Below are 25,430 nucleotides of genomic sequence, written 5' to 3' on the forward strand. Positions count from 1 at the left end.
TTGAGAGTGAGAATAAGTATCATTGCATGCTCTTGTTGACAACAAAAAGATAAATACAATGATGAAAAGGACGTTTTCTTTCAATCTCATCGTACTTGCGATGAGCAGTGGATACGCAGTTAGCTCAATAGCAGCAGAAGATCTTCAACAAACATCGACTCCGAGCGATGAGCAATTGGTTGTTGTAGGCAGTGTGATGCCGAAATCGATCTCCGATATTCCAGGAACGGTTTGGTTTGTTGGCCAAGAAGAGATTGCTCAGCAATATCGTGCGGGCAAGACACTGGGTGATATTCTATCTGCAACCATCCCTTCTTTAGACGTCGGCACCGGTGGTCGAACTAATTATGGTCAGAACCTTCGCGGTAGAGCAATGTTGGTAATGATTGATGGTGTCTCGTTACAGTCTTCTCGCCCGATTAGTCGTCAGTTAGACGCAATAGACCCATTCAACATCGAGCGAATTGAAGTACTATCTGGTGCAACCTCCATTTATGGTGCAGGCGCTACTGGTGGTGTTATTAACATTATCACCAAGAAAGCGTACTCGGATGACTTGTCGTTTGAATCCTACGTGAGTGGCACTACAGGCTTTAATAGCAGCGATGACTTTGATTACAAACTCGCTCAGTCTATCTCGGGTGGTAATGAGCGAATTACCGCTAGAGGTTCGGTTGTGTACACCGAGACACAAGGTGCATTTGACGCAAATGGCGACATTGTCACCCCAGACATTTCACAGGGCTCCTTGCAGTATAATTCAACGCTCGATGTTATGGGATCGACCGAGATTCAAATCTCCGATGCCGGCAAGTTAAACCTTGTCGCACAATACTATGACAGCCAGCAAGATTCGCCATACGGTTTGTACATTGTTAACAATAAATTTGTAGATGTACGAGAGGGGTTCGATTCCGACCGTGAACATGGTACAGAGCGAGTTTTCTTAAGTGCGAACTACGCTCACGACAGCGTATTCGGTCATCAACTGATAGGCGAGTTATCTTACCGTAGTGAAGACCAAACCTTTACTCCTTATTACCAAAGTGCCTCTCAACAAAAAACAGAAGTTTTTGCTGGGCGCTTAGCGTTAGCTAAAAGCTGGGAGTCATTCAAACTTGTTTATGGTGTCGATGCGTACTTAGACCGTTTTGAAAGTAACCAGGCTCTGTTCGATCCAACCATTGCGAACAGCTCTGGGAACTTAATTAATCGAACCTATGCCGAAGTGGGGCGTTACCCAGATGTTGATGTGGCGTCTTACGCAATATTTGTCCAAGGGGATTACCAAATCAATCAAGATTGGTCAGTACAAGCAGGCTACCGCTACCAATACATGGACAATAAGATTGATGATTTTGTTGCCTATAGTATACAAAAGAAGATCGCATCGGGTAATGGTGTATCAGCGGATGCGGTACCAGGTGGCAGCACTGACTACTCTGTGAGCTTATTTAATTTGGGCACTATTTATCAGCTTAACGATGAATCTCAGCTTTGGGCGAACTTCTCTCAAGGTTTCGAACTCGCTGATCCTGCAAAGTACTACGGCCAAGGTAGCTACGATGCCGCGGATGCAAATGGTCACTACGCGTTGAACAATAGCATTAATGTATCTGACTCAAAAATGTCGGGCATCAAAACGGACAGCTATGAAATTGGTTACCGATTAGATACGGATACTGTCGCACTGCAAGCGGCGGGTTACTACTCGGTTTCGGATAACTCAATCAAGTATGACAAGAAGACGCTCCTAATCACCAATGTTGATGACGAGCAACGTGTATACGGTGCCGAAGCAAACATTAACTACTGGGTAAACCGTGATATTTTGTTAGGTGCATCAGGTCACTATGTGGTTTCTGAGCTGAAAACCAACGGTAAGTGGGAAGATCTAAGCGCGGGTAAAGCAAGTACATCAAAAGCGAACGCGTGGGCGGCTTACTATCAGGATGGCTATTCAGTACGTTTACAAAGCCAGACGATGTTTGATTACGAAGATGACGCAAACAATAAACTAGATGGATACACTACGTTTGATCTTCTTGGTAACGTAACACTACCTATCGGGCAGTTAGGTTTTGGTATTCAAAACCTATTTGACGAAGACTACACAACCGCTTGGGGACAACGTGCGCAGATTCTTTATGCAGCACACTACGATGCTGCAGCGTACGACTACAAAGGAAGAGGTCGCACATTCACACTGAACTACAGTGTCGAATACTAAAGCTAACTATCTCCGAATATCAAAAAAGCCGCTTGAAGCGGCTTTTCTTTTAGGCTTGATCTGTCTGCGCTGTGTCTACAACGTTTTCCGTGTGTTCTGAAGCTTGGTTTTGTTCTTCAGCTTCCATTTTCGCGCGTTCAGCTTTGGAGATATAACGCGGCTTATTGCTCTTATGTAGCTTAGCATTATGCTTCTTCTGCTTCGCTTTCAAGATCTGATTGATTTTCTTCTTGCGGTTCATGGTGGTGGTCCTTTAATTTAGCGAGGCAGGATAGTTACTTTTTTATCAAGTTACAACTAAATAAGCGCCGGTATCGGTCGCAAAATTCAAGTACGTTCCTATGTCCAATCATCTATCGCGTTTTAATGGAGCCCAAATGAAAACACTGTACACCGAACGTTTGATACTGCGTCTTGTGAGTGTAGATGATGCACCATTTATACTAGAACTTTATAACCACCCAGACTTCTACCGTTTTGTCGGAGACAAACAAATTCGTACCGAATATGAAGCGGCGCGTTACATAAAAGAAAACATGCTACGCATGCAACAAATTAAAGGCGTGAGTTTACTCGTTGTAGAGAAGAAAGAAGATGGGCAACCCATCGGGATTTGTGGGTTGGTTAAACGTGACACATTACAACACTATGATCTCGGATATGGATTTTTACCTTCCGCTTATGGCTACGGCTACGGAACGGAGTCTGCAACCGCAGTGCTGGAATACGCTAGAGAGGAAATGAAACTCGATAATTTGGTTGCCATCACCAACAATGACAATATTCGTAGTATAAGTTTGCTCAAAAAACTGGGCTTTGAGTTTGAACGAGTTGAGCAGCAATATGATAATGGCCGCACGTTAGAACTTTACACAATGATGTTGTGATTTTTGGATAGCGCATGAGCGATATTTTACTTGGCAAACTCGCCACTGAATTTAAGACAGTAAAAGCCATGGTAGAGGTTTACTGTCATGACCATCATGGAACAAAACGTGACTTATGCTCAGAATGTCGTGAGCTGCTTGAATACGCAGAAGTGCGCCTCGACCGCTGTCCTTATGGAGAGAATAAACCGACGTGTAATAAATGTCCGATTCACTGCTACAAACCAGAGCCGAAAGAACAAATGCGTTTGGTCATGCGTTACTCTGGCCCCAGAATGTTACTGAAACATCCCATCTTGGCGGTTCGTCATTTGCTTCATGAAAAGCGAATGGTACCGGAAAAGCCTGCAGCGAACGCGTCAAACCGTCACAAGCGTTTATCTAAACAAAAATGCGAAGAATAAAAAAACGAGGGCGACATGCCCTCGTTTTCGTTGAGTAGAAGCGGCGTGGTTAGAGGCCAGCGGCCATACGCTGCTTGGTTTTGCTCGCAGCAAGTAGCATGTATACGCCCGTCGCAACCAAAGCGGCAAACAAGTAGCCTAGCAAGCCGTGTTCTTGGCCCATAAATTTATCAGCGACAACAGGACCAGCAACAGAGCCGATGCTGTAGCTAAACAGCATGACTTGTGTCGCAGAGACAATAAAGCGTTCATCAAGTCCTTCGCAACCTAAGTTGATTGCAATCGGGTACAAGGCAAAAGTAGCTGCACCTAAAAAGAATAATGCAGCAGCCAATACCACGGCTGACGAGGAAATAAACGTCATACCGATCGAAAAAATACCCAAAATACAGAAAAACGCCATTAGCACTGTGCGGCTCATGTATTTGTTTAACGCGGTCACCATTGGTTGAACTAGCATGCCACCTAGAATCACTAGCGCCATCAATGTACCAATGTCTTGATGGCTAATTTTACGGTTAGTTAACTCAACTGGCATTAATCCGTAGATCGCACCTAAGGTCAAACCTGAAACAACACAACCAATAATTGCTGCATGGTTTAGTTTGGCAATTTGCTTAAATGATAAAGCGGTTGATTCATGGCTGTTTGGCTGCTCACACTCAATGAACATTAGCACCAGCATCGCCATTAGGATCAACGTCGTGATCGCAATAAACGGAACGCCGCCACTTACGCCAAGCACGCCAATACCAAACTGGCCTAATGCTGAACCACCATAAAGCGATAGCATGTACAAGCTCAAACGTCTCGCACGCGATGCTTCGTCTCCAGACATTAGCCAAGATTCAACAATGACAAAAACACCAGCAACCGCGATACCCGCAATAAAGCGAGCGGCAAGCCACATCAATCCGTTAGCAAACACGGGTAGTGTGACGATAGTTAGCGAAAATACGGCCAAGCAACCAATAAACGCGTTACGGTGACCAACTTGACGTACGATACGTTCAATAAAAATAGCACCGGTTAATAAGCCGCCATAAAACACACTCGCCAACCAACTCGCGTAATCTGCTGAGATGTTGTATTCACCGAGCATGAGAGGGATCAAGCTCATTAAATAGCCCGAAGCCACCGCATAAAGAGACAGTGCGACGACTGGAACTGTAACTCGTGGTGATGCTGCAGGAACGACTGTGTTTTCCACTGTTTTGCGCCTATAAGTTAAATGAAATCTAAGGGTTATTCGGCGCGAATATGAGGCTAATAGTTAGGCAAGTAAAATGATAAATTTAAGTCGTTTCGACAAATAATATTTGTTAACTAGATAGGTTGATAAGTTGCATAAAAACGCCAACCTACAAACAAGGTTGGCGTGGAAGATTATTTAGTAAGTGCTTGATTTAACCATTGATCGAATTGAGTTTTAGGTAACGCACCATTGATCATATCAACGCGTTGACCATTCTTGAAAACCATAATGGTAGGAATACTGCGAATACCAAATTGCGCCGCAAGTTGTTGTTGAGCTTCGGTATCAATCTTAACAAAACGAGCCGTTCCGGCTTGCTCATGAGCAACATCAGAGAAAACAGGAGCAAAACCAACGCACGGGTTGCACCATGGGGCCCAAAAATCTACTACAACAGGCATATCACTTTGTAATAGAGCAGAAAAGTTATCTTGTGTACCTTCGATAGGCGAGCCGTCTAAAAGTGCACTTTTACATTTACCGCAAGTTGCAGATTCGGCAACGCGCTCATTAGGGACACGATTTAGACCGCCGCACGAAGGGCAGCGAGTTTTAAACGATGACATGACTTCTTCCTTTATTACGTATTGATGAAAACATGACTTACCAGTCAGCCTCATTATTTGTATACTTATTTTTTAACCTGCCGAAATAACGCAGCGCAGGTTTGTATTTGAGCCTAAGGTTCTAAGAAATTTTATTAAAATACAACAATAAATAGGTCTGCGATGACAAATTACTACGCTGAAATTACAGGTTGGGGGAAATGTGTTCCGCCAGCCGTGCTCTCTAACGATGATCTTAGCACTTTCCTCGATACTTCCGATGAGTGGATTCGTACCCGCACTGGTATCGAAAACCGCCGTATTAGTCATGTAAACACGTCAGACATGGCGACCGTTGCTGCTAAACATGCATTAGCTCGAGCAGGCGTCGATGCAACAGACGTGGATTTAATCATTGTGGCGACTTGTTCACCAGATTCATTGATTCCAAATATCGCGTCTAAGGTACAGCAGAACCTAGGTATTCGTGCAGCCGCTGCCTTTGACTTAAATGCCGCATGTACGGGATTTGTCTATGGCCTAGAAACGGGCACACGTTTGATTCAATCAGGTAACTATCGTAACGCGATCATTATTGGTGCGGAAAGATTGTCTTTCTACATCGATTGGGCAATGCGAGATACCGCTGTTCTATTTGGTGATGGTGCGGGCGCCGTTGTGTTATCAAGAACGGAAAAAGAAACGGGTTTACTACAGTCTCAAATCGGTTGTGACGCAAAAGGCCGCGATATTCTGTCCGTACCAAAGTTTGGTACTTGTATGGATCGCTTTGCGGAAGACAACGGTTACTGGGATTTCAACTTTGTAGGACAAGAAATTTTCAAACGTGCAGTAAAAGGCATGGGGCTAGCTGCGAAAACCGTACTGAAAGCATCACAGTTAACGACGGAACAAATCGATGTTGTGATTCCGCATCAAGCGAATATTCGTATTATTCAAACCTTGTGTGACCTGTCTGGAATTCCACACGACAAAGCGTTTGTTAACATTCAAAACTATGGCAATACTTCAGCTGCGACGGTGCCAATTGCATTGTGTGAAGCGGTAGAGCAAGGTCGAGTTAACCCAGGTGATAATATGCTTCTTGCTGCATTTGGTGCAGGTTTGACATGGGGTGCGGCAGTATTGAAATGGGGTGACCGCGTAACGCCAATTGGCGAAAGTGATGCGGTTCTGCCTGAATGTGAGCAATCCGCGTTAGAATTACTTGAGCGTGCCATTAAGCTGTGTAACGAACGCCGTCGCGACGAGGTGTAACGGACACTTTGCAAACATAAAATGAGTAAGGGAGCGCGAGGCTCCCTTATTTGATGATGTGTTCTACAGCTACCTGTAAAATATCTTACGACATAAAACCCAGGTTTGAATGAGTAAAATTACGGATGTTCGGGAACACGTATTCCAGTGCCGCGTTATCACTCACGCCCATCCACTGTGCTAGTGTTGAACCAACTTGATCAGCGGCAATTTTGGGTATGAGTCGGCCTTGAGAGTAATCATCGTTTCCGCCCAGTATTAGTTCCGGCCATGTACCGATAGGTTGTTTCCCATTTACCGCGCCTCCAATTAATAGTTGATGGCCACCCCAGCCATGATCGGTACCATTTCCGTTGCTCATCATCCGTCGACCGAAGTCAGACATAGTGAAAGAGGTGACTTGCTTGTTTAGCCCTAACCGTTCGACCGCACGATACATTGCTAAAAGGTTTGTCGCGAGATCCTCAAGTAACACTGGATGACGTGCCAGTTGCGAATCGTGTAGGTCATACCCAGAGTGTTTAACGAAAAAGACTTGTCGTTGCTGCTTCAATACATCTTGGCTTGCTATCAATTTGTACACGGTTTGCATCTGCTTGCCGAGCGTCGATGACGTAAACAGCGGCTCGTCAGCAATGTGGTTGAGTTGCTCGCTCAGGACACTACTCATTACCATCGACTCATCAACCATCAAATTAAAATGACCATTAAATGGATTGTCAGCTTGATGAGAGAGAAGGCGATCATAGATCCCCTTGTATAGCGGGTTATCAATCGCGGTAAGCTGAACTGCGCGATCTTTTTTCAGGACGGTTTGGCGGTGTTCCATTGCCCGTAACCAAAGCGAGTTGCCATGCACACTGTATAGCGGTGTTATTTCTGATTCAGAGTTTAATACATCCAACATTCTGCCAGCCCAACCAAGATTTTTAGACTCGCTCATTCCACCAAGTAACCAAGCGTCTGTTTGAGAATTATGAGAAAACAGTTGCTCGGGTAGTGATGCTTCACCTTGCTCAATAGCTTGTTTGGTGACGGGATGGTTGAGAATGCCACTATTGAGCACGATGCTGGCATCGCCTTGTTCGAAAACGGAAGTTAACGCATTTAACTTGGGGTGTAAGCCGAGCTTCACTGGGTGATTTGAGCTATCGACAGCACTCAAATTGATAGGGAGTATGTCTTCTTTGGCGACAGAGAGTGGCCCTCTGACTTTGGAATATTGATGATAGTGCGCCTCCGATAATGGCAGTACGGTGTTGAATGCATCGTTTCCGCCTGCTAAATACACACATATTAATGCTCGAAAGTCATTGGATGGCGCTGCGAGAGAGTAACCTGGCAGACTAAGAGAGGCTAGTGCGCCCATCGATAGCGTGCTTTGTATAAAATGTCGTCGTGAAATATCCATAATTCACTCCTAATCCTGAATATAGAATTCGTCGCCAGAAATGGCGGTAAATATCACTAGAGCGAGTTTTGTTGTTGGCACATAGTCCCCACGATAATCATTCAGGGCGGTGAGCATGAGCTCTTTCAATTCAGCAGAAGCCGTTCCAGCAAAGAAACGCTCGTTAACCAATTCGACTAAGGCACGGTGATCGTCCAGAAGAAGATAAAACTCGTTAAGATCGAAGTGGTAGGAATCACCACCTCCTCTACGAGTGCTGGTTAACATATAGTTGACCAAATCGGTATAAACAGACCAATTGAGAAGTTCATACTCTGGAGAGTTAATACCAGACTCCGTAAACTCGTTAGACGGCTGATAGTCTGGAGAGTAAAAATTAAACACGGAAGGAGAACGAAGCGGCCCTTGATTAGCGATGTTCATCATCGTTGTTGCGTCTTCGTAACGTGATCCTTTAATCGTAAAACCTGATGCTCGATGAAAATTAGTCAGGACCAGTATCGGTTCTTTCACTTTTATAGGCGGGGTATCCGTCATCCCTAATGCTTCAGGGTCGAGCAATATGGCTCGAACAACGGCGGTTAGATCGCCTTTTTCTCCTTCCCCATTGTTGTTAAATATCGTAGCAACACGCGCGACGTACTCTGGGCTTGGATTTGAACTGACCAAACGTTGGATAAGTAACTTTGAAACAAATGGAGCAACATTTGGGTGAGACATCAACATATCAATCACTTTTGAAAGCTCTTCTTGTGCGGTTAGACCCGATGGGATCACGTTCCCTAGAAATCGCTTCTCGCCGGTGTCGTGTCTTTGACTGATAACTCGCATCGGTTTCACGAATGCGATGTCGGAATTTTTCCATCCAGTTAATGCTCGCGCGAGCTCTTGAATATCAGTTTGATTGTACGTGGGGATAGGTTTGCCTGTTGCGTGGTTTAGCTTTTTACTGCCATCTAAATTGAGTTCATACAAACCGATAGTGAATAACTGCATTAACTCTCGAGCAAAGTTCTCATCGGGAAGCGTTCCTGTCGCACTATTTTCTTTTGCACTACCGAGCATAGACAAATAGCTCCCCATGACTGGATGGATGGAAACGTCATACAACAGGTCTCGGTAGTTGCCAAACGCATGCTCAACCAACAGATCGTAGTAATTCACTAACCCTGTAGGTTTGCTGGAAAGAACGCCGCCATAACGAGAAACGACTACGATCTGACTCAATGCATAAGCCGTTCGCTGTCTGAGCTGATCTTCAGCAGTAACAACAATTTGATACCAAGCATTTTCTCGGTTTGACTGTAGGCCTTTAGAAAAAGGCGTTTGATAAAGTGGTTGATGGTAGGTTGCTGGCAGGTTGATTTGCTTCTGTATCCAATCCTCTAACCCGTTTTCCCTAACCTCATTAATTAACGCAGGTGTTGGTCCAAAAGAGGTTTGATAGAGAAAACGCGCAACGGTTTGATCGGATGGGGATTGCTGTATTTGTGCTGATACATTAGACACATGGCTCAGCAATAAGATAGCCAATCCTAGTACCCAAGCAGAGATTTTATTTAGCTTCTGACGTCTCATAGTTAACTCGCTTACCCGAAGTAACGATTTAAGTCCATTTAACGGGAGTTATTAAGCTCTTTTGAGCTGTTTAGTAAATTTATGAAAATCAAGCAGCTGCATAGGCGAGTATAGTAGCTATAAGTGGTGAACAAAAAACTCAAACGGTGAATTTGGTACTATAGTGCTAGAAGTTTTTGATGCTATTTTTTCTAAGATACTGATATTAAATATGGCCAGTGAAGAGTAATAAGCAGAGATATCGCAATGGATATAGAAGGGGGACAGCTAAAGTACTGTTAACAAGAGATTGGTATGTTTGTTAAGGCTTAAGTTAGTTTCAAGAAATTATTGAGCCAATAAATAAAGTCCATTGGTTTGCACAAGAGAAAACCACACGGATGTTCTCTTGTACAAAGCAACAAAGGTTATTTTCGGGCAAGCTTATGGTGAGCACGAGAAAAGTGATCGGCACAAAATGCGCCCACGATCGAGAGTTCGCCAGCCAGACAAAGCGCAGCTGCGACTTCGGCTAACGCTTTCGCATTGCCGTTGCCGTGCAAACCCAAAATATCCAAACATGCTTTTTGCGTTGGAAGGCCAGTACCACCACCAACCGTCCCCACCATGATGTTTGGCAAGGTCACGCACGCGTACAAGTTGCCTTGAGCGTCCACATCCATACGAGTGATTCCAATGGCAGACTCTGCAACGCAAGCGGCATCTTGACCACAAGCAATGTACAGCGCGGCAAGCGCGTTTGCGTAATGCGCGTTGACGCCAATTGTCCCGCTGAGTAAACCGCCCACTGTGGTCATTTTGCCAAATTGAACCATAGACTCCGGCGTCGTATGCAGATATTTTTCCACCAACTCAGCAGGAATGGTCACTTCGGCGGATACTTTCTTACCGCGTACCGAGCGCAGTGTGTGCGCGTTTGGTTTTTTGTCGCCTGATAAGTTGCCATCCAAGAATGCTTGAGTTGGTTTGATTGGGCTGGTCGCCAAAATATGATGGAACACTTCGTTTGTTGCGATGGTCACCATGTTTTGTCCGGAAGCGTCACCAGTCACGTATTCAAAGACCAAATAAACGTGGTTTCCTTCGATATTTACATTGATGTCTTTGAGTTTGCCATGTGAGGTGGTGGATTCCGCAATTTGACGAAATACGTCAAACTGGGTCACAACCCAACTGACGAACTGGCCGGCGTCAGCAAGGTTATTAAAGGCGAATACTGGTGTTCGGCTCACCCCTTCACTTAGTAACAATGCGCTCGCGCCACCAGCGGCGGTGATAAGATTTGCGCCACGGTTGTAGGAAGCGACTAACGCGGCTTCTGTCGTTGCGAGCGGAACCAAAAAGTCATCGTTCGCATACAAGCCGTTGACGCGCAAAGGGCCTGCAATGCCGACCGGCACATTAACAGTACCAATGAAGTGCTCGATGTTGTTGGAGTAAGCATCGCGGTGTGACTGCGTGAAAGGATCAAGGAGATGATCTTTATTGGTCACGTGTTCCAATACTTGCCAACGGCGCGCCAAATGCTTATCCGATAGGCCAGGGCTTAAGCAGAGACGTTTCTCTGGCTTGTGAAACTTCGGTTCTAATGCCGATTGAATCTTACTGCTGGTTTCGATATCGGAAAGGGCGGAGCTTTGAACAGGGTTATCTTGGTTTAACTTCGGCATACAAACGTTAACTGAAAAATCGAACCAGAGATTGTAGTGATTGAGGCTTTGATTACAACGTTGATTATACGTTTTGCAACAAATACCACTGTGCAAGCGCTTTTATTATCCAAGTGATTTGATATTGGAGCGACGAATTTATCGGACATAAATGGGTTTTGACAATGAATGTTGAGTAAATGGTAGATCCGGGAGGTTATGGCTTTTAGAGAAACTGGCCTGTAGGTGTTTGGATTCGACAAGGTGTAAGCATGAGTGCCTTAAGAGCGGAATGGTTCAATCTATGAAAGGAATAAATTGTCTAACCCAGTCCCTTGGGTCAGACGTTAGTTTGAATCGGTTGTTCAAAAACTAGTTGAAGGCGCGAGCCACACGTCCCGCACTTTGAATACGGTAATGGCCAACGTAAGCAGGAACAAATACAGATTGTCCCTTCGCGGCGGTTAACGTCTCACCGTTATCACTGATGAGTGTCAGGTCGGCATCAATCGCTATCAAAATCTCTGCGCTGTTTGCCTCAACCACGTCGTGATTCGGTTGGTTAAGAATGCTGAAACTAAAGTCTTCCACTGGAACGGGGTAAAGGCTTTGGCAACCATTGGCATTGGGTTCTAGAACAAGGCTGTCAAAAGGCTTAGGCACAAAATCTGTGCATTTAACCAGTTCTTCAACATCCATATGTTTCGGCGTGAGTCCTGCACGTAAAACGTTATCTGAGTTCGCCATGATCTCTAATCCCGTACCTTTAATGTAAGCGTGTGGCGTTCTTGCGCTCAGGAACATCGCTTCGCCAGGTTGCAGCGTGATGACATTCAACAGTAATGGCGCAAACAAGCCGACATCGCCGGGGTATTGAGTGGATAGATCCAAGATGAGCTGGAAAACGTCGCTGCCAGTGCCTTGCTCCGATTGACGTGAAGCGTGGGCAAGAAGCTGTTTCAGTGCTCGCTCTTTTGTTTCTCCTTCCATGGTAAGAATGTGCACAAAGAAATCGCGTAAACCTTGTGAGTTGATTTCGCGTTTGAATGCATCTAGCGGTGTGCGTAGCTCATCGATATCGCAAAGGCCAAATGCCTCAATAATCTCGTCATACGAACGAAAACCGTTCATGGCTTGGTAACTTGTCAGCGCGTACACCAACTCAGGTTTATGGTTTGGATCCTTGTAGTTACGATGGCTTGCGTTTAGTGGGATCCCGGCACTTTGTTCTTTTTCGAAGCCTATTTCGGCATCTTGTTTGCTTGGGTGAACTTGAATCGACAGTGCATGTTCGGCCGCTAAGATCTTAAACAGAAAGGGCAGGTCGCCAAATTTCGCTGCGGTTTCTGCTGATAAGTAAGCGGGTTGGTTTTGTTTGATCAGTTCAGACAAAGGCAGCGTGTTTTGCTCAATCTGAACTTCAGAGCAGCCGTTTGGGTGAGTACCCATCCATACTTCTGCTTGAGGCTCATTCGTTTCGTTAGAAAAGCCAAACAAATCTTGAATAGAAGAGGTGCTTCCCCAAGCGTAGTTTTGGATTTTGTTGTTCATTTGAAAGAAGCTATGCGATGAAATAGTGTTCAAATTCATGAATTTTTCCCATAGTTAACCCTCCGAACTGAATCGGAAGAAAAATTGAGCAGAGATACGTTAAATAAGGAGGGCGAGCGCGGTTAGGTCACTCGCCAATTTGCCCGAAGGGCGATAAGTCGATTTATAACCGAGGTTTTGGTTCGAGTGGTTTTCGTGATGGTTGCGCTTGCAAAAATGGCAGCAACAAAAGGCCAATGACGGCTGCACAAACTGAAATGGTGATGAAGAAACCCGTCCAATGATATTCTTCAAGAATTAACGCCAGTGGATAACCAGACAATGCTGCGCCCATGTAGGCGAACAAGCCCACGAATCCTGTTGCCGCGCCGGCAGAGTCTTTGTGAGAGCACTCCGCCGCCGCCATACCGATCAGCATTTGTGGTCCAAAGACAAAGAAGCCGATGGAGAACAATCCCGCCGCTTGGAATGCAAAGTTGGTCAGAGGCATCAGCCAAAGCGCAGAGACAGATAAGAAAATCCCAATCGCGAACAGCAAGTTCATTGGCCCACGGTTACCGCCAAAGAGTTTGTCTGAGCCCCAACCCGCAACCAATGAACCAACAAAACCGCCGATTTCAAACATAGACAGAGCAGCGTTGGCGTTAATCAGGCTATAGTGATGCTGCTCGGTCAAGTACAGGTTTCCCCAGTCATTGATTGCGGTACGAACGATGTAAACCAACACATAACTGAACGCGAGCAGCCAGATGTATTTGTTGTTAAATACGTACGATTTCAGAATTTCGCGGTAGGTGAGGCCACGTCCGTAATTTTCTTGCGCAAGTTCTAGCGCGTCGTTGCGCCATTGTCCGACACTTGGTAAACCCATTGTTGTGGGTTTGTCGCGCAATCGCCAACAAACGAATAGACCGAGCAATACCCCGATGATGCCGGGTAGAATAAAGCCTTCACGCCAGCTGTAGTGCAACGTTAAATAGCCCACCCAAATAGGGATCAGCGCGCCACCAACGTTGTGTGCGGTGTTCCAAATGGCCCATAAGAAGCCACGCTCGGAGCGTGAATACCAAGTGGTTAACAGCTTGGAGCATGAAGGCCAGCCCCAGCCTTGGAACCACGCGTTTAAGATCCACAGAGTAATGAAAGCCGCGAGTGAGCTAGAAAAACCGAACGCGATATTGACCAGACCTGTCGCAATCAATCCTAATCCCATGAAATAACGAGGATTAGAGCGATCCGAAATCGTGCCAGAAATAAACTTCGAACAGCCGTAAGTAATGTAGAAAAGTGTACCGATAAGACCCAAATCGCCTTTATCTAAGCCAAGGTTGGTAATCATCGCTGGTGCGGCGTAGTTAAAGGTCTTACGGGTAAAGTAGAAACCTGCGTAGCCGATGTACATCCCCAACATAATGTGCAAACGCCAATGGTGGTAACGCTGGTCGATTTGCTCGTTGCTCAGGCTCGGTTGAGTAAATTTAGGTGAACGTAAAAATCCAAACATCTTGAGTTACACCTTAGGTAAAGTAATGCTGATTTGTGTGCCGATCACTTGATCGCTGGTGGAGTAGATAACCATTTTTCCACCTAACGCGTGCACACGTTCTTGCATGCCGCGAACGCCCATGCCTTTCATGCTGTCCTGAACTTTGAAACCGATACCATCATCGTGAATCATCAGTGACACCGCAGCTTCTCCAATTGTCAGTTCAATATTGATCAACTGCGCTTCTGCGTACTTGGCTGCGTTATTTAATGACTCTTGGCATAAACGGAATAGGGTTACTTTGAGTGTGTCACTCAGGCTGGTGTAATCGCCTTGCCAGTTCAGTTGAACAGTTGTTCCGTGATTGGCGAATTCCATCTCTCGCGTCAGTTGCTCGACGGATTCTTTTAAGTCCAAATCATCCAGCATTTTGGGTCTTAGTTTGCTCAACAGTCGCTTAGTGGTGTCGTACACGTTGAGCGAAAGCCCTTCGATCATGTCCGCGCAACCAACGCGTGTTTCTGCGTTGTTCACTCGTTTAATGATGTTGGCTTGTGTGCGGATTGCCGTGATGTTCTGTCCAATTTCGTCATGTAGCTCGCGCGCAATATCGCGTCTTACGGACTCTTCAGCTTTGATAAGCTGGCGAGACAAATTCTGATTGCGCGCAAGTTCACCGCGCAGTTTGTGATTGAGGTCTTTTTGTTTCTGAACCCCTAAACCGAGCATAATGCCAGTAATGGTTTGCGCCGAGAGAGATAATAACAAATCGGTGATTTCTAGATTCGATACGCCGCTACGAGCCGCAATCAGCGCTATGCTGTTGAGCATGGTGGCGAGCAGAGCACCTTGCCAACCGTAACGCAGAGCAAGCACGATGATTGGAATCGCCATACAAAACGGCGCAAATCGTTTTAGCTCTTCAGGCAAACTGGTTTGCACCAAAATACTACCGATCAAAAGCAGCGCATAAAGCACGATATGACGCACCTGAAATACAACGGCATTACTAAGTAGGAGAGAGCTAAGCGGAGACCAACGACTTTGGAACAAATAGCTCCACAACAGGTAGCACATAGGCACCACGAGCAAGCCTCCAGAAATGCTAGCCAGCCATACCATGTAAACAGAAGGCACGTGAAATCCGACCGCCATTACGTTGATGAAGGCGGTAATGATGATCACAATGCCCATGACGGCTAAGTGGCGGTTTTGGTCACCGTAGTAGTATTTTTTCGCAATCAGAGTGACCGGGATACTGGCAATGCTCGCAATCAGCACGGTAAGCCACTGCGGTTGACCCAGTAAGATCGCAAGTGCGATGGAAAGCCCCCACTCTGAAAGATAAATCGTTGGCCAATAAACGGTGCGAGTGTGTAGGGCGACACCTAATCGTAAAGCGAAAGGAAACAATAAGATCGCCAGCTCGGGATCATTGACAAAGTAATAGGCAATCACCCATAAGCAGAACCAGGCGCAAGCCATAACAAAAAGTCCGCAAATGGTGGTAACAGCATAAGCTCGCATTAAAAGGACTCTTGAGAAAATAGTTTGGCGAGCTCAACGTTGTTTTTCACGCCGAGTTTGTCGATGGCATTCGCACGATGAACATGCACCGTCTTGTGGCTCAAGCCAAGCTCTGCCGCGACAGACTTTACATCCAACCCAGTGGCAAGTAGCTGACATACCTCGTTTTCACGTTTTGTCAGTTGGCATAGAGAGGTGGTGTTGTCGCTAGGCGTTGCAAGTTTAAGTGCAATATCTGATGTGAGGTAACAGCCGCCAGAAGCACTGGTTCTCACGGCTTGAATAAGTTCGTCTGGGCTACAGCGTTTACTAAGATAGCCTTTTGCACCTAGCTTTAGTGATTTTTCCACCATCGCAGGGGAGTCATGCACGCTAAGCATCACGCAGGCAATGCCAGTTGGTATTTCGCTGAGAAAGTTTAAGCCGCTTTCATCTGGCATGGAAATATCTAGGATGACGACGTGTGGGTGTACCGCAGGCAACCCTTTTCGCGCTTCGGCGACAGAGCCGAATTCACCAACAACGGTAATATCACTTTCTAAATTTAATAATTGTGCGAAACCTGAACGCACGATGACGTGATCATCAACTAGAGCAACATGAATCATTATTACAACCAAATAGAGCAGACGACTAACAACAATAAGCTCCAACAGGAGCTAATAGAAAAATCTTTAATGATACTGAATTGAGCCATGCTTTTTAATGATCTTGCGCGCTTTACCGAAGTAAAGCGCGCAGAGAAGCTAGGCTTGGTTTTGTGCAAGTTGAAGCTTCTTCGCGTGTCGAATCTTCTTCTCTTCCGCGATAGCGACGAAAGCAAGCAAAACAATACAAATCATGGCGGAGGTATCTAGGGCTGCGAAGGTACCTTTCCAACCTGTTAAGCCGAAGATAGGTGTACCGTCTGCAATCATACCGAGACCAAGTTTCGCGAAGCTGTCACCGATTAGGTAAGCGAATGTACCTTTTACTCCGTCAGCTACACTGATTGCTTTTTTAGGGACAAAACCAACCGCGGCAACACCGATAAGAAGTTGCGGACCAAACACCAAGAAGCCCAATACAAATAGAGAGGCTAAGTACATGAACTCGCTAGTGGCGTGTTGGTAGAACTCAAGCGATACGATGATCAAACCAAGAGACACACAAGCAACCAATGCGCGGCGACCGTTTGCTAAGTCAGATAAGTAACCCCACATCAAAGTACCCACAAGCGCACCGACTTCGAATAGAGTAAAGCCAGAGATTGCCGTTTCTTTTGACAGACCAAGTTCTTGGTACGCGTATACCGTTGACCATTGGTCGATACCAATACGCACGATGTAAAGGAAGATGTTGGCAAAGCAAAGTAGCCAGATAACTTTGTTTTTAAGAACGTATTCAACAAAGATTTCTTTTTTGGTCATCTGGTTTTCTTCAGCGGCGGTGTCTTCTTCACTCACTGCTTCATCGAAAAGTTCTTCTACTTTACCTAGACCGTAAGCTTCTGGTGAGTCGCTACCAAAGCGCATACCGATAAAGCCAACGATGATCGCGATGATAGAAGGGAACACGAACATGCCGATTACGTGGCCGTCGAATAGGTAGTTGGCACCGAAAAGAGCAACACCCGCTGCGCCCGCACCACCAACGTTGTGTGACATGTTCCACAAGCCTAGGTAAGAGCCGCGCTTGTTACGAGGTGTCCATTTTGTAATGGTTGAGTAACTAGAAGGGCCACCAGTACTTTGGAAGAAACCACTTAGAGCGTAGAAAGCCACCATCAAGAACAGGCTTGCACTACCGCCGCCCATGCTGAAGCTGAAACCAAGCATTGCAAGACCAGAAAGGATCAGCATAAAAGGGAGGAATTGCTTGGTGTTCTTACCGTCAGCGTAGTAAGACACAACGGTTTTACCGATGCCGTATGTGATGGAGAAGCCAAGGCCAATAAGACCTAGGTCTGTCATGCTCAAACCGTAAGTTGAGATCATGTCGTTTTGCGCGACATTGAAGTTCTTACGAATCAAGTACATGGTTAGGTAGCCGATGAATACGACCAAGTAAGATTGGATGAACGGTTTAAACCACATCTTTCTTCTAACTTCGACAGGAAGATCGAGGGTCGGCTTCCGCACCTGTTCGAGGAATTTTAACATGATGAACTCTCTTGTAATTGTTTTAGAAACACAACGGCGGCCGTTATGCGCTCTTGTTACCTTTGACTGAGCGGAATTCTAGAGAGTGGTTTTGTAAGGCACATGAGATGGTTGCCTAGATCGGCTAGGAAAAATTCCTAGAAATGCCTAGGAAGGCGGAAAAGCGTGAAAAGAGTCACACAAAATCCTTACTAATTTATGGGTTTTTGACAGGGTTCTTATCGGGTTGGAAAGCGTTCAAATGCAAGCAGGTTAATATACGCAAGCTTAGTGCTGACAAGGGGTGAGCACGTTTGGTTGGAGAGAATAGTGTCTTGTCGCTAAGTATCAATTGGGAACGAGAAGCAAACAACAGAGACCCAGAGGTCTCCGTTAGAAATATTAGGAATTCGATTAGGTTGACGTGTTAAGGCGCGGGGCTGTATAGACGCGGCGAGCCGTGTTTTGGCAAGTGAATTAGGTTCAAATGGTTTCTTCTTGCCCATTCGACAGTTAACGCTGTAGGCGCAGATAAGCAAACCAGAGTGGGGATACGCGCGCGAACGGCTTTGTGGATCAACTCCAAGCTGCAACGGCTTGTCATGATTGCGAAGCCACTTTGAGGCTCGATGTGATTGTTGGTCAATGCGCCAATCAACTTATCTAGCGCGTTGTGACGGCCGATGTCCTCTCGGCACAACTTGATGTTGCCTTGTAAATCTGCAAATAAAGCGGCGTGTAACGCGCCAGATTCACGTGCGGCTTCTTGATGCAGTGCGACTTTGTCTCGCAGCCCTTCGAATACATCGGAGCGCGGAGGAAGAGACGGTGTCAGCGGCGCCAAATCAGGCAAAGCTTGTTCCAGAGCCTCGACACCACAAATGCCGCATCCGGTTGTTCCGGCAAGATTTCGGCGCTGTGTTTTTAACGCCCAGAAAGCGCGGTTGCTGATTTCCACTTCCGCATAGTGAGATTCGTGATCGCCGCCAATTTCAATGTCTTTGATCTCTTTGAAGTCGTGGACGATGCCTGTGCTTAGGCTAAATCCTTTCACGAAGTCTTCCAGATGGCCTGGCGTCACCATCATGACCGCTTGGCTAATGCCGTTATAGCTGATAGCTAAGGCGGATTCACTTGCCAGCGACATTTGTTGCACTGGGCGGCCATCAATCAATTCTCGGTAATTGAACGCACTTGGTTGAGGTGGTGCTTGATTGAAATCGGACAGTTCAAAATAAGATTGAGTAGTGCATCTCATGAAATCACCTCATAAGCCGTTATGTATGCCAAAAATTGACGTGTGGACTCTTGTTATCGATTGAATATGTTTTTTGCTTCTGCGAAGCACTGATCGGTTAGCGCGGAGAAGGGTTCTTGTTTTCGCTTTAACAAACCTAGCGGGGCGTGAACGGCGGCTTCTTCGATAGGGATAATGCGAAGCGTATCGTTCAACTCTTCCAATCCACAATTCAGCGGCATAATGGCGCAACAAAGGCCACTGGTTACTGCTTGGATCAAGTGGAAGGTGGAGTTACTTTCAATGACGGTTTGCGGAACCAGCCCTTTACTCACAAAGCTAAGATCAATTGAGTGGCGATAGTGCATTCCCTTCGAAAGCAGCCCTAGCGGAATGTTATTGAGTGACTCCCACAACACTTCAGATTCGGCAAAATCAAAATGACGCTCATCGAATAAAACGCCAAGTTTGGTCGAGTCAAGCTCGATAACATCGAAGTAAGCGGTGTTAACTTGATCGACATAACACATCCCCAAATCAAGTTGATTGCGATTGAGTTGGTCTATGATCTGTTCGGTCGTCATGGAGAGTATTTGAAAGCGTAACTCAGGGAACTGGTGAGCTAATGGTTTGAGCAATTCCATCGGGTTTTGGCTGGCGAGTGGCACCATTCCAAGCCGAAGAGAGCCGACCAACTGACCACGGCAGTTAGCAGCCTCGGCTTGCAATCCATCATGAGCGGCTAAGACGGTTTTTGCCCAAGCTAAAATGCGTTCTCCGGCTTCAGTAAACCCTTCAAATCGTTGACTTCTTTGGATTAATTCGAGATCGAGTTCTTCCTCTAAGCTTCGGATTCTCATGGACAAGGTAGGCTGCGTAATGTGGCACAATGCGGCGGCTTGACCAAAGTGTTTGGTCTGTTCAAGTGCGATGAGATATTTAAGTTGTTTGATATCCATAATGGCTTGTTAACCTTGCGTTGTGAGTCACATGTACGGGGGAACTCCCTAAAAAGGGCACAGCACTACCGTACTTTTTAAGCGCTGGAGCGTTTTAACTGGGGAATGGAAAACCAAAACCAAGTCAAGAATAAAACCACACTAAAAATTGATCTGAATCAAGGCTATTCCTGATATTAATTAGGGTCAAATTTAAAGTATCTATAGTGTGATAGATATTATCTATTATCAAGAGTGCCGATTTTATTGAGTTTGTTAAGCGAACTAGGTGGAATCGGATGGGAAAACGATTAACCTCATAAATTGTATTGATTAAAAATGTGATGACCGTCAGTGGAAAAATTCGTCATAGATTTTGTTTATCACTCGGTCAGGATTATCAATTGGACGCATATTGAATAACGACTTAATCTTTGATTTAGATCAAGACGCAACAATGCGAATTGAATCTACCAGTCTTAGAAACAGTAGGCGGGTATCCGATATCAAGAATCTAGATAAGTAAACGCTCGGACAAGCGAGAGCATGTTGAGTGGTTACTTATTTGGATTAAAAAATACATGGATTAGAAACTAAGCCCTTCAATACTTCCGCATTATCTCAATAAATAACGCGCTTGTTTTCACGGGCACCCTGCTTGCTGGTATATCTGCGAGGAGTAAAGTCGTGAGCCAAAAAGAACAAATAAAAGCATACAAAGGTCCAGCTGGTGGTTGGGGTGCACTGAAAGCCGTAACCAGAAGTTGGTGGGGCAGTGAAAATGCAGTTAAAAACATTCGCACTATGCTCAAAACCAACCAAAATGGCGGTTTCGACTGTCCGGGATGTGCATGGGGTGAGTCGCCAGATAGTGGTAAAGTCAATTTTTGTGAGAATGGCGCGAAAGCGGTAAACTGGGAGGCGACCAATCGTCTGGTTGACCCTGAGTTTTTTGCCAATCACAGCGTTTCATCTCTCTCAACGCAAACCGATTACTGGTTGGAATACCAAGGCCGTATCACGCACCCAATGCGATACGATGCTGAATCCGATCACTATGTGCCAGTCTCTTGGGATGAGGCTTTTGCACTTGTCGCGAAACATCTCAATCAATTGGATTCACCACACCAAGCTGAGTTTTATACCTCTGGTCGTGCAAGCAACGAAGCGGCGTTTTTGTATCAGCTATTTGTGCGCGCATTCGGTACCAATAACTTTCCAGATTGTTCCAACATGTGTCACGAAGCCAGTGCAATAGGGATGAAAGACACCATTGGCGTTGGTAAAGGCACAGTGATCTTTGATGATTTTGAAGAAGCTGATGCGATTTTCGTGATTGGTCAAAACCCGGGCACGAACCACCCACGAATGCTTGAACCTCTGCGCGAAGCGGTAAAACGTGGTGCACAGGTTATCTGTCTAAACCCGCTCAAAGAGCGCGGATTAGAGCGTTTCCAAAACCCACAAATGCCGATTGAGATGTTGAGTAACGGCTCAGAGCCTACAAACACGGCGTACCTGCGTCCTGCTTTAGGTGGAGACATGGCAGTGTTTCGTGGCATCGCGAAATTCTTGTTGCAATGGGAGCGCGAGGCATTGCAAAACGGTGGCAAAGCGGTATTTGACCGCGAATTCATCAAACAACACACGATAGGTATTGATAAGTATTTGGCTGAAGTGGATGCAACCTCTTGGGAACACATCGCGGAACAATCGGGTCTTGATTTAAGTGAAATCGAGATGGTGGCGAGCATGTATCGACGTGCAGAACGTGTGATCATGTGTTGGGCGATGGGGTTGACTCAGCATCGTCACTCTGTGCCAACCATTAAAGAAGTCGCAAACGTGCAAATGTTACGAGGTAACGTTGGTAAGCCGGGAGCGGGGCTTTCACCAGTGCGTGGTCACAGTAACGTTCAGGGCGACCGTACGATGGGCATTGATGAAAAACCTTCAGATCTGTTGTTGGATCGCATTGAAAGTCGATTTAACTTTGACGTCCCGCGTGGTGAAGGCCACAACACTGTGCAAGCCATTAAAGCGATGGAAGAAGGGCAAGCGAAAGTATTTATCGGTTTGGGCGGTAACTTTGCACAAGCAACGCCAGACACAGAACGTACGCACAACGCGATGCGAAACTGTAATTTAACCGTACACATTTCGACGAAGTTAAATCGTTCTCACCTTGTCACAGGTAAAGATGCGCTTATTCTTCCGTGCTTAGGCCGTACCGAGATTGATCAGCAAGCGACGGGCCCACAAGGTGTGACGGTTGAAGATACTTTCAGCATGGTGCATATCTCATTTGGTCAGCTAAAACCGCGTTCGGAGCATTTGCGTTCAGAGCCAGCGATTATTGCTGGTATTGCCAATGCGACACTCGGGGCAAAACCAATTGATTGGTTGTGGGCAATTGAAGATTACGACCGTATTCGCGATTTGATTGCCGACACGATTCCGGGCTTTACCGACTTTAACCATAAGCTTAAACACCCAGGTGGATTCCACTTGGTAAACCCAGCTGCCGAGCGTCGATGGAATACACCAAGCGGCAAAGCACAGTTCAGCTCTAGCGAGTTGCCGAAGCAGTTGATCAGCGAAGCGATACTCGAAAAAGGCCAAAAGCCAGATTTGATCTTGCAAACCATGCGCTCACACGACCAATACAATACGACACTTTACGGCTTGAATGACCGTTATCGTGGAGTATTTGGTATGCGCGAAGTGCTGTTTATCAATGAAGCGGATATTCGTAAACTCGGTTTTGAACCGGGCGACAAAGTGGACATGGTGTCATTGTGGGAAGATGGCGTTGAGCGCCGTGTGAGCGGATTTACGCTTGTTGCCTATGATGTGCCAGCAGGTCAGGCGGCGGCTTACTATCCAGAAACAAACCCATTAGTTCCTTTGGACAGTTATGGGGATAGAACGTTTACGCCAACCTCTAAGTTTATTGCGATCAAATTGGAAAAATCGACATCCGATAAGATCGCTTTGGTGGAAGCGGAATAGTGACCAAACCGGCACAACGACATTTCCGATAAGCAAACGGCTGATATTAATTATCAGCCGTTTTTAATTGCGCTCAGTCTGCATTTAGTGCGCATAGCTTGTGTATAATGTTAATGACATTATGCTGCTCGATAATAGACAGATAAGGCCGATTTGAATCTAATTTCAAGTAGTAAAACTAATAAGAAGATGCTTATGACCTTGAAAAATATAATTAAATTAACAATCAGTCACTTAGTGGCAGTTTCTATTGGCATTGCGATAGGTATCTATACTTTACCGATCCTTATTGCACCACCTGCGCCGACCGATGAACAAGTTGCTAAGAGCAAGCAAGGTGCAGAATACAGCGCAGTGTTTAAGAGGGAACTCAAAGGTAGCGATGCTTTTCATTGGGGAGAGGGAGAGATTCATTTGAGTTCTGAAGTCATTACGTTGGTAGGAAAACTCGCTCCCGGACCAGACTATAAACTCTATCTATCTCCTAAGTTTGTCGAAACGGAACAAGAGTTTAATGACCTTAAATCTGAAATGAGCTTAATTGGTGATGTAAAAACGTTCGATAACTTCGTTGTTGAGGTTCCTCAAAGCACTTCAATTTCTGAATACAATACGGTTGTTGTATGGTGCGAGACATTCGGTGAGTTCATTACTTCGGCAAAGTATCAATAAACCTTAGCAGTAGAGTAAAAGGCTTTTCTTTTCACTTTACGCTAAGATGTTGTTTCGCATAATTAAGAGGCAAAGACTCTTAAACATTCTAAATTTAAGAGCCTTTGTTTAGAGTTATTGACAGAACCATTCGACTTGTTTCGACTTGTAAGTCGTTTGCACCTTTCAGGCTACGTTCTGGAAAAACAAGATTTCGAACTATTTAGAGTTATTCTCTGTTTGGCTTGTTTCGTTCGATGACGCTAATCGCAATGGCTAAAAATAGAATATCTTTTACTAAAAAGAAGTTTGTCACCAAAACCCCATCAGACACTTTCCATGTATTCGGTGTCGTAATTAGAAAGCTGAGTGTCGCAAGAAAAATAATTGCGGCGGCTATGCCAGAAAAATAAGCGACTCGTGTGTTTTTAAGGCCAACGATTAATCCAATAGCGACAATGATTTCTGTTGCGCCAATGATGTTTGATACGGCTTGAACTGACATCACATCATACAACCAACTCATCAGAAAATGATTTTCAACGAGCGGTTGTATAAGCTTGGCCTCTGTAGGTGTGAATTTATAAATACCAATCCATATTAGAACTAAAGAAACGCCGAAAACTCCGATAAGATATCCAATTGAGTCACATTGATGATGGCTTTTTACGTTTTGCATAATTAACTACATTCTCCTGTTTGTTAGCGCTTCCAACAAGACCTATAAGGTTGGTAGAAAATTTCATAGGTTTTTTTCGCTCAAACAACAGATATTAAAAATCACGTGATACAGAATTACGTGTTTGATAGAACTTAAGGATATTTCGTGGAAGTTAAAATTTTTCAGGTTGACTCGTTTACATCAGAGGTTTTCAAAGGTAATCCCGCGGGTGTTTGTATCACAGAGTCAAGCCTTGATGAGGAAACGATGTTGGCCATCGCGGCCGAGATGTCGTTATCTGAAACGGCATTTCTGTCACTCAATACAATGCAACTTCGTTGGTTTACACCGAGGACGGAAGTTGCTTTGTGTGGACACGGCACACTTGCAACGGCGCACGTTCTGAAAGAGCAGGGGTTATATAATACTGGAGATACGATTGAGTTCGTTACGCTATCTGGGGTTTTAACTGCACAACTCGATCATGAAGAAATTCATTTGGTGTTTCCTGCGCCAACTTTAGATATGAGAGCGAGTATTAACAAAGACTTACTTCATGGCTTGGGGCTAGATGCCGCCAATGTAGTCGCCTACGGTCAGTTTGATAATAAGCAGTTGATCGTCATTAATGATGAATTTGTGCTTGAACAGCTCGACCCTGATTTTGGTGCGCTGCTTAAACAAAAGGGCCGTGGCGTCGTCATCACTGCTCAATCAAGCACTGACGCCGATTTTGTCTCTCGATACTTCGCGCCTTGGGTAGGTGTTAATGAGGACCCAGTTACAGGCTCTGCACATTGCGCTTTATGTGTTTACTGGGCTAAAGAGCTCAACAAAAAGCAACTGAAAGGCTTCCAAGCCTCCAAGAGAAGTGGGGTCGTCCATACAGAGTTGTTAAGCACTGAGCACGTTAAGCTTTCTGGAAATGCGGTAACGATATTGCGAGGATATATGAGAATCGCGTAGCGGTCCTTGTGGGAATGATTTTATTTTCGTGTTACCCAATGCTC

The 25,430-nt window shown here is 45.5% G+C and carries 21 protein-coding genes; 7 read left to right on the forward strand and 14 right to left on the reverse strand.

What is annotated here, in order from left to right; genetic code table 11:
* Positions 1–58 precede the first annotated feature (58 nt).
* Complete coding sequence (locus tag R7E51_RS09535; RefSeq protein WP_017820184.1) at positions 59–2,230, forward strand: TonB-dependent receptor; 2,172 nt, start codon at positions 59–61, stop codon at positions 2,228–2,230.
* Between the two features lie 49 nt (positions 2,231–2,279).
* Here R7E51_RS09535 and R7E51_RS09540 read toward each other — a convergent pair whose 3' ends face one another.
* Positions 2,280–2,471: a DUF2986 domain-containing protein gene (locus R7E51_RS09540; protein WP_005376066.1), complete on the reverse strand. Its 192-nt coding sequence runs from the start codon at positions 2,469–2,471 to the stop codon at positions 2,280–2,282.
* Positions 2,472–2,607: 136 nt separating this feature from the next.
* Between R7E51_RS09540 and R7E51_RS09545 the strand changes: the two genes are divergently transcribed.
* Both R7E51_RS09545 and R7E51_RS09550 read left to right on the forward strand, forming a co-directional pair.
* Entirely contained in the window at positions 2,608–3,117 is a 510-nt protein-coding gene (locus R7E51_RS09545) for a GNAT family N-acetyltransferase (protein ID WP_005387984.1), read from the forward strand.
* 14 nt (positions 3,118–3,131) lie between these two features.
* Positions 3,132–3,521: a nitrous oxide-stimulated promoter family protein gene (locus tag R7E51_RS09550; RefSeq protein WP_005387988.1), complete on the forward strand. Its 390-nt coding sequence runs from the start codon at positions 3,132–3,134 to the stop codon at positions 3,519–3,521.
* Positions 3,522–3,570: 49 nt separating this feature from the next.
* Here the strand turns inward: R7E51_RS09550 and R7E51_RS09555 are convergent, their stop codons facing one another.
* Both R7E51_RS09555 and trxC read right to left on the reverse strand, forming a co-directional pair.
* Complete coding sequence (locus R7E51_RS09555) at positions 3,571–4,731, reverse strand: MFS transporter (RefSeq protein ID WP_017634647.1); 1,161 nt, start codon at positions 4,729–4,731, stop codon at positions 3,571–3,573.
* A 176-nt stretch (positions 4,732–4,907) separates the two neighbouring features.
* Positions 4,908–5,342 (reverse strand): thioredoxin TrxC, encoded by a 435-nt coding sequence (gene trxC / locus R7E51_RS09560; protein WP_005376074.1) that lies wholly within the window; start codon positions 5,340–5,342, stop codon positions 4,908–4,910.
* Positions 5,343–5,504: 162 nt separating this feature from the next.
* On the opposite strand from trxC, the gene R7E51_RS09565 reads away from it, so the two are divergent.
* Positions 5,505–6,599: a ketoacyl-ACP synthase III gene (locus R7E51_RS09565; protein ID WP_005387993.1), complete on the forward strand. Its 1,095-nt coding sequence runs from the start codon at positions 5,505–5,507 to the stop codon at positions 6,597–6,599.
* A gap of 85 nt (positions 6,600–6,684) precedes the next feature.
* On the opposite strand, the gene R7E51_RS09570 is transcribed toward R7E51_RS09565, so the two are convergent.
* The 10 genes from R7E51_RS09570 to R7E51_RS09615 all read right to left on the reverse strand — a co-directional run bounded on the left by R7E51_RS09570 (position 6,685) and on the right by R7E51_RS09615 (position 20,117).
* Positions 6,685–8,010: a DUF1501 domain-containing protein gene (locus tag R7E51_RS09570; protein WP_017820183.1), complete on the reverse strand. Its 1,326-nt coding sequence runs from the start codon at positions 8,008–8,010 to the stop codon at positions 6,685–6,687.
* Positions 8,011–8,019: 9 nt separating this feature from the next.
* A complete protein-coding gene (locus tag R7E51_RS09575; protein ID WP_053349915.1) occupies positions 8,020–9,588 on the reverse strand; it encodes a DUF1800 domain-containing protein in 1,569 nt (522 codons plus the stop codon).
* A gap of 407 nt (positions 9,589–9,995) precedes the next feature.
* Complete coding sequence (locus tag R7E51_RS09580) at positions 9,996–11,258, reverse strand: hydroxymethylglutaryl-CoA reductase (protein ID WP_206957549.1); 1,263 nt, start codon at positions 11,256–11,258, stop codon at positions 9,996–9,998.
* Positions 11,259–11,609: 351 nt separating this feature from the next.
* The gene (manA, locus tag R7E51_RS09585; RefSeq protein WP_206957547.1) at positions 11,610–12,827 is read right to left on the reverse strand and encodes a mannose-6-phosphate isomerase, class I; all 1,218 of its coding nucleotides are present in this window, start codon (positions 12,825–12,827) and stop codon (positions 11,610–11,612) included.
* 124 nt (positions 12,828–12,951) lie between these two features.
* Entirely contained in the window at positions 12,952–14,292 is a 1,341-nt protein-coding gene (locus tag R7E51_RS09590; RefSeq protein ID WP_206957545.1) for an MFS transporter, read from the reverse strand.
* Positions 14,293–14,298: 6 nt separating this feature from the next.
* Positions 14,299–15,801, reverse strand: a complete 1,503-nt coding sequence (uhpB, locus tag R7E51_RS09595; protein WP_206957544.1) for a signal transduction histidine-protein kinase/phosphatase UhpB — start codon at positions 15,799–15,801, stop codon at positions 14,299–14,301.
* A complete protein-coding gene (uhpA, locus tag R7E51_RS09600) occupies positions 15,801–16,409 on the reverse strand; it encodes a transcriptional regulator UhpA (protein WP_005376090.1) in 609 nt (202 codons plus the stop codon). Before uhpA ends, uhpB begins: the two co-directional genes overlap by 1 nt.
* A 138-nt stretch (positions 16,410–16,547) precedes the next feature.
* Positions 16,548–17,942, reverse strand: coding sequence for a hexose-6-phosphate:phosphate antiporter (uhpT, locus tag R7E51_RS09605; protein ID WP_021707729.1), 1,395 nt, complete (start codon positions 17,940–17,942; stop codon positions 16,548–16,550).
* 406 nt (positions 17,943–18,348) lie between these two features.
* Positions 18,349–19,179: a formate dehydrogenase accessory sulfurtransferase FdhD gene (fdhD, locus tag R7E51_RS09610; protein WP_017634640.1), complete on the reverse strand. Its 831-nt coding sequence runs from the start codon at positions 19,177–19,179 to the stop codon at positions 18,349–18,351.
* 53 nt (positions 19,180–19,232) lie between these two features.
* Positions 19,233–20,117 carry a LysR family transcriptional regulator gene (locus R7E51_RS09615; protein WP_005388011.1) on the reverse strand — a complete coding sequence of 295 codons (885 nt, stop codon included), beginning with the start codon at positions 20,115–20,117 and terminating at the stop codon, positions 19,233–19,235.
* A gap of 666 nt (positions 20,118–20,783) precedes the next feature.
* On the opposite strand from R7E51_RS09615, the gene R7E51_RS09620 reads away from it, so the two are divergent.
* Together R7E51_RS09620 and R7E51_RS09625 are read left to right on the forward strand one after the other, a co-directional pair.
* The gene (locus tag R7E51_RS09620) at positions 20,784–23,108 is read left to right on the forward strand and encodes an FdhF/YdeP family oxidoreductase (protein ID WP_206957543.1); all 2,325 of its coding nucleotides are present in this window, start codon (positions 20,784–20,786) and stop codon (positions 23,106–23,108) included.
* Between the two features lie 195 nt (positions 23,109–23,303).
* Positions 23,304–23,780 carry a DM13 domain-containing protein gene (locus R7E51_RS09625; RefSeq protein ID WP_005376099.1) on the forward strand — a complete coding sequence of 159 codons (477 nt, stop codon included), beginning with the start codon at positions 23,304–23,306 and terminating at the stop codon, positions 23,778–23,780.
* A gap of 208 nt (positions 23,781–23,988) precedes the next feature.
* Here R7E51_RS09625 and R7E51_RS09630 read toward each other — a convergent pair whose 3' ends face one another.
* Positions 23,989–24,438, reverse strand: a complete 450-nt coding sequence (locus R7E51_RS09630) for a YkgB family protein (protein ID WP_005376100.1) — start codon at positions 24,436–24,438, stop codon at positions 23,989–23,991.
* Positions 24,439–24,585: 147 nt separating this feature from the next.
* Between R7E51_RS09630 and R7E51_RS09635 the strand changes: the two genes are divergently transcribed.
* A complete protein-coding gene (locus R7E51_RS09635; protein WP_042520943.1) occupies positions 24,586–25,386 on the forward strand; it encodes a PhzF family phenazine biosynthesis protein in 801 nt (266 codons plus the stop codon).
* Positions 25,387–25,430 lie beyond the last annotated feature (44 nt).

The sequence above is a fragment of the Vibrio sp. Vb1166 genome (assembly GCF_033338695.1).
Taxonomy (GTDB): domain Bacteria; phylum Pseudomonadota; class Gammaproteobacteria; order Enterobacterales; family Vibrionaceae; genus Vibrio; species Vibrio alginolyticus.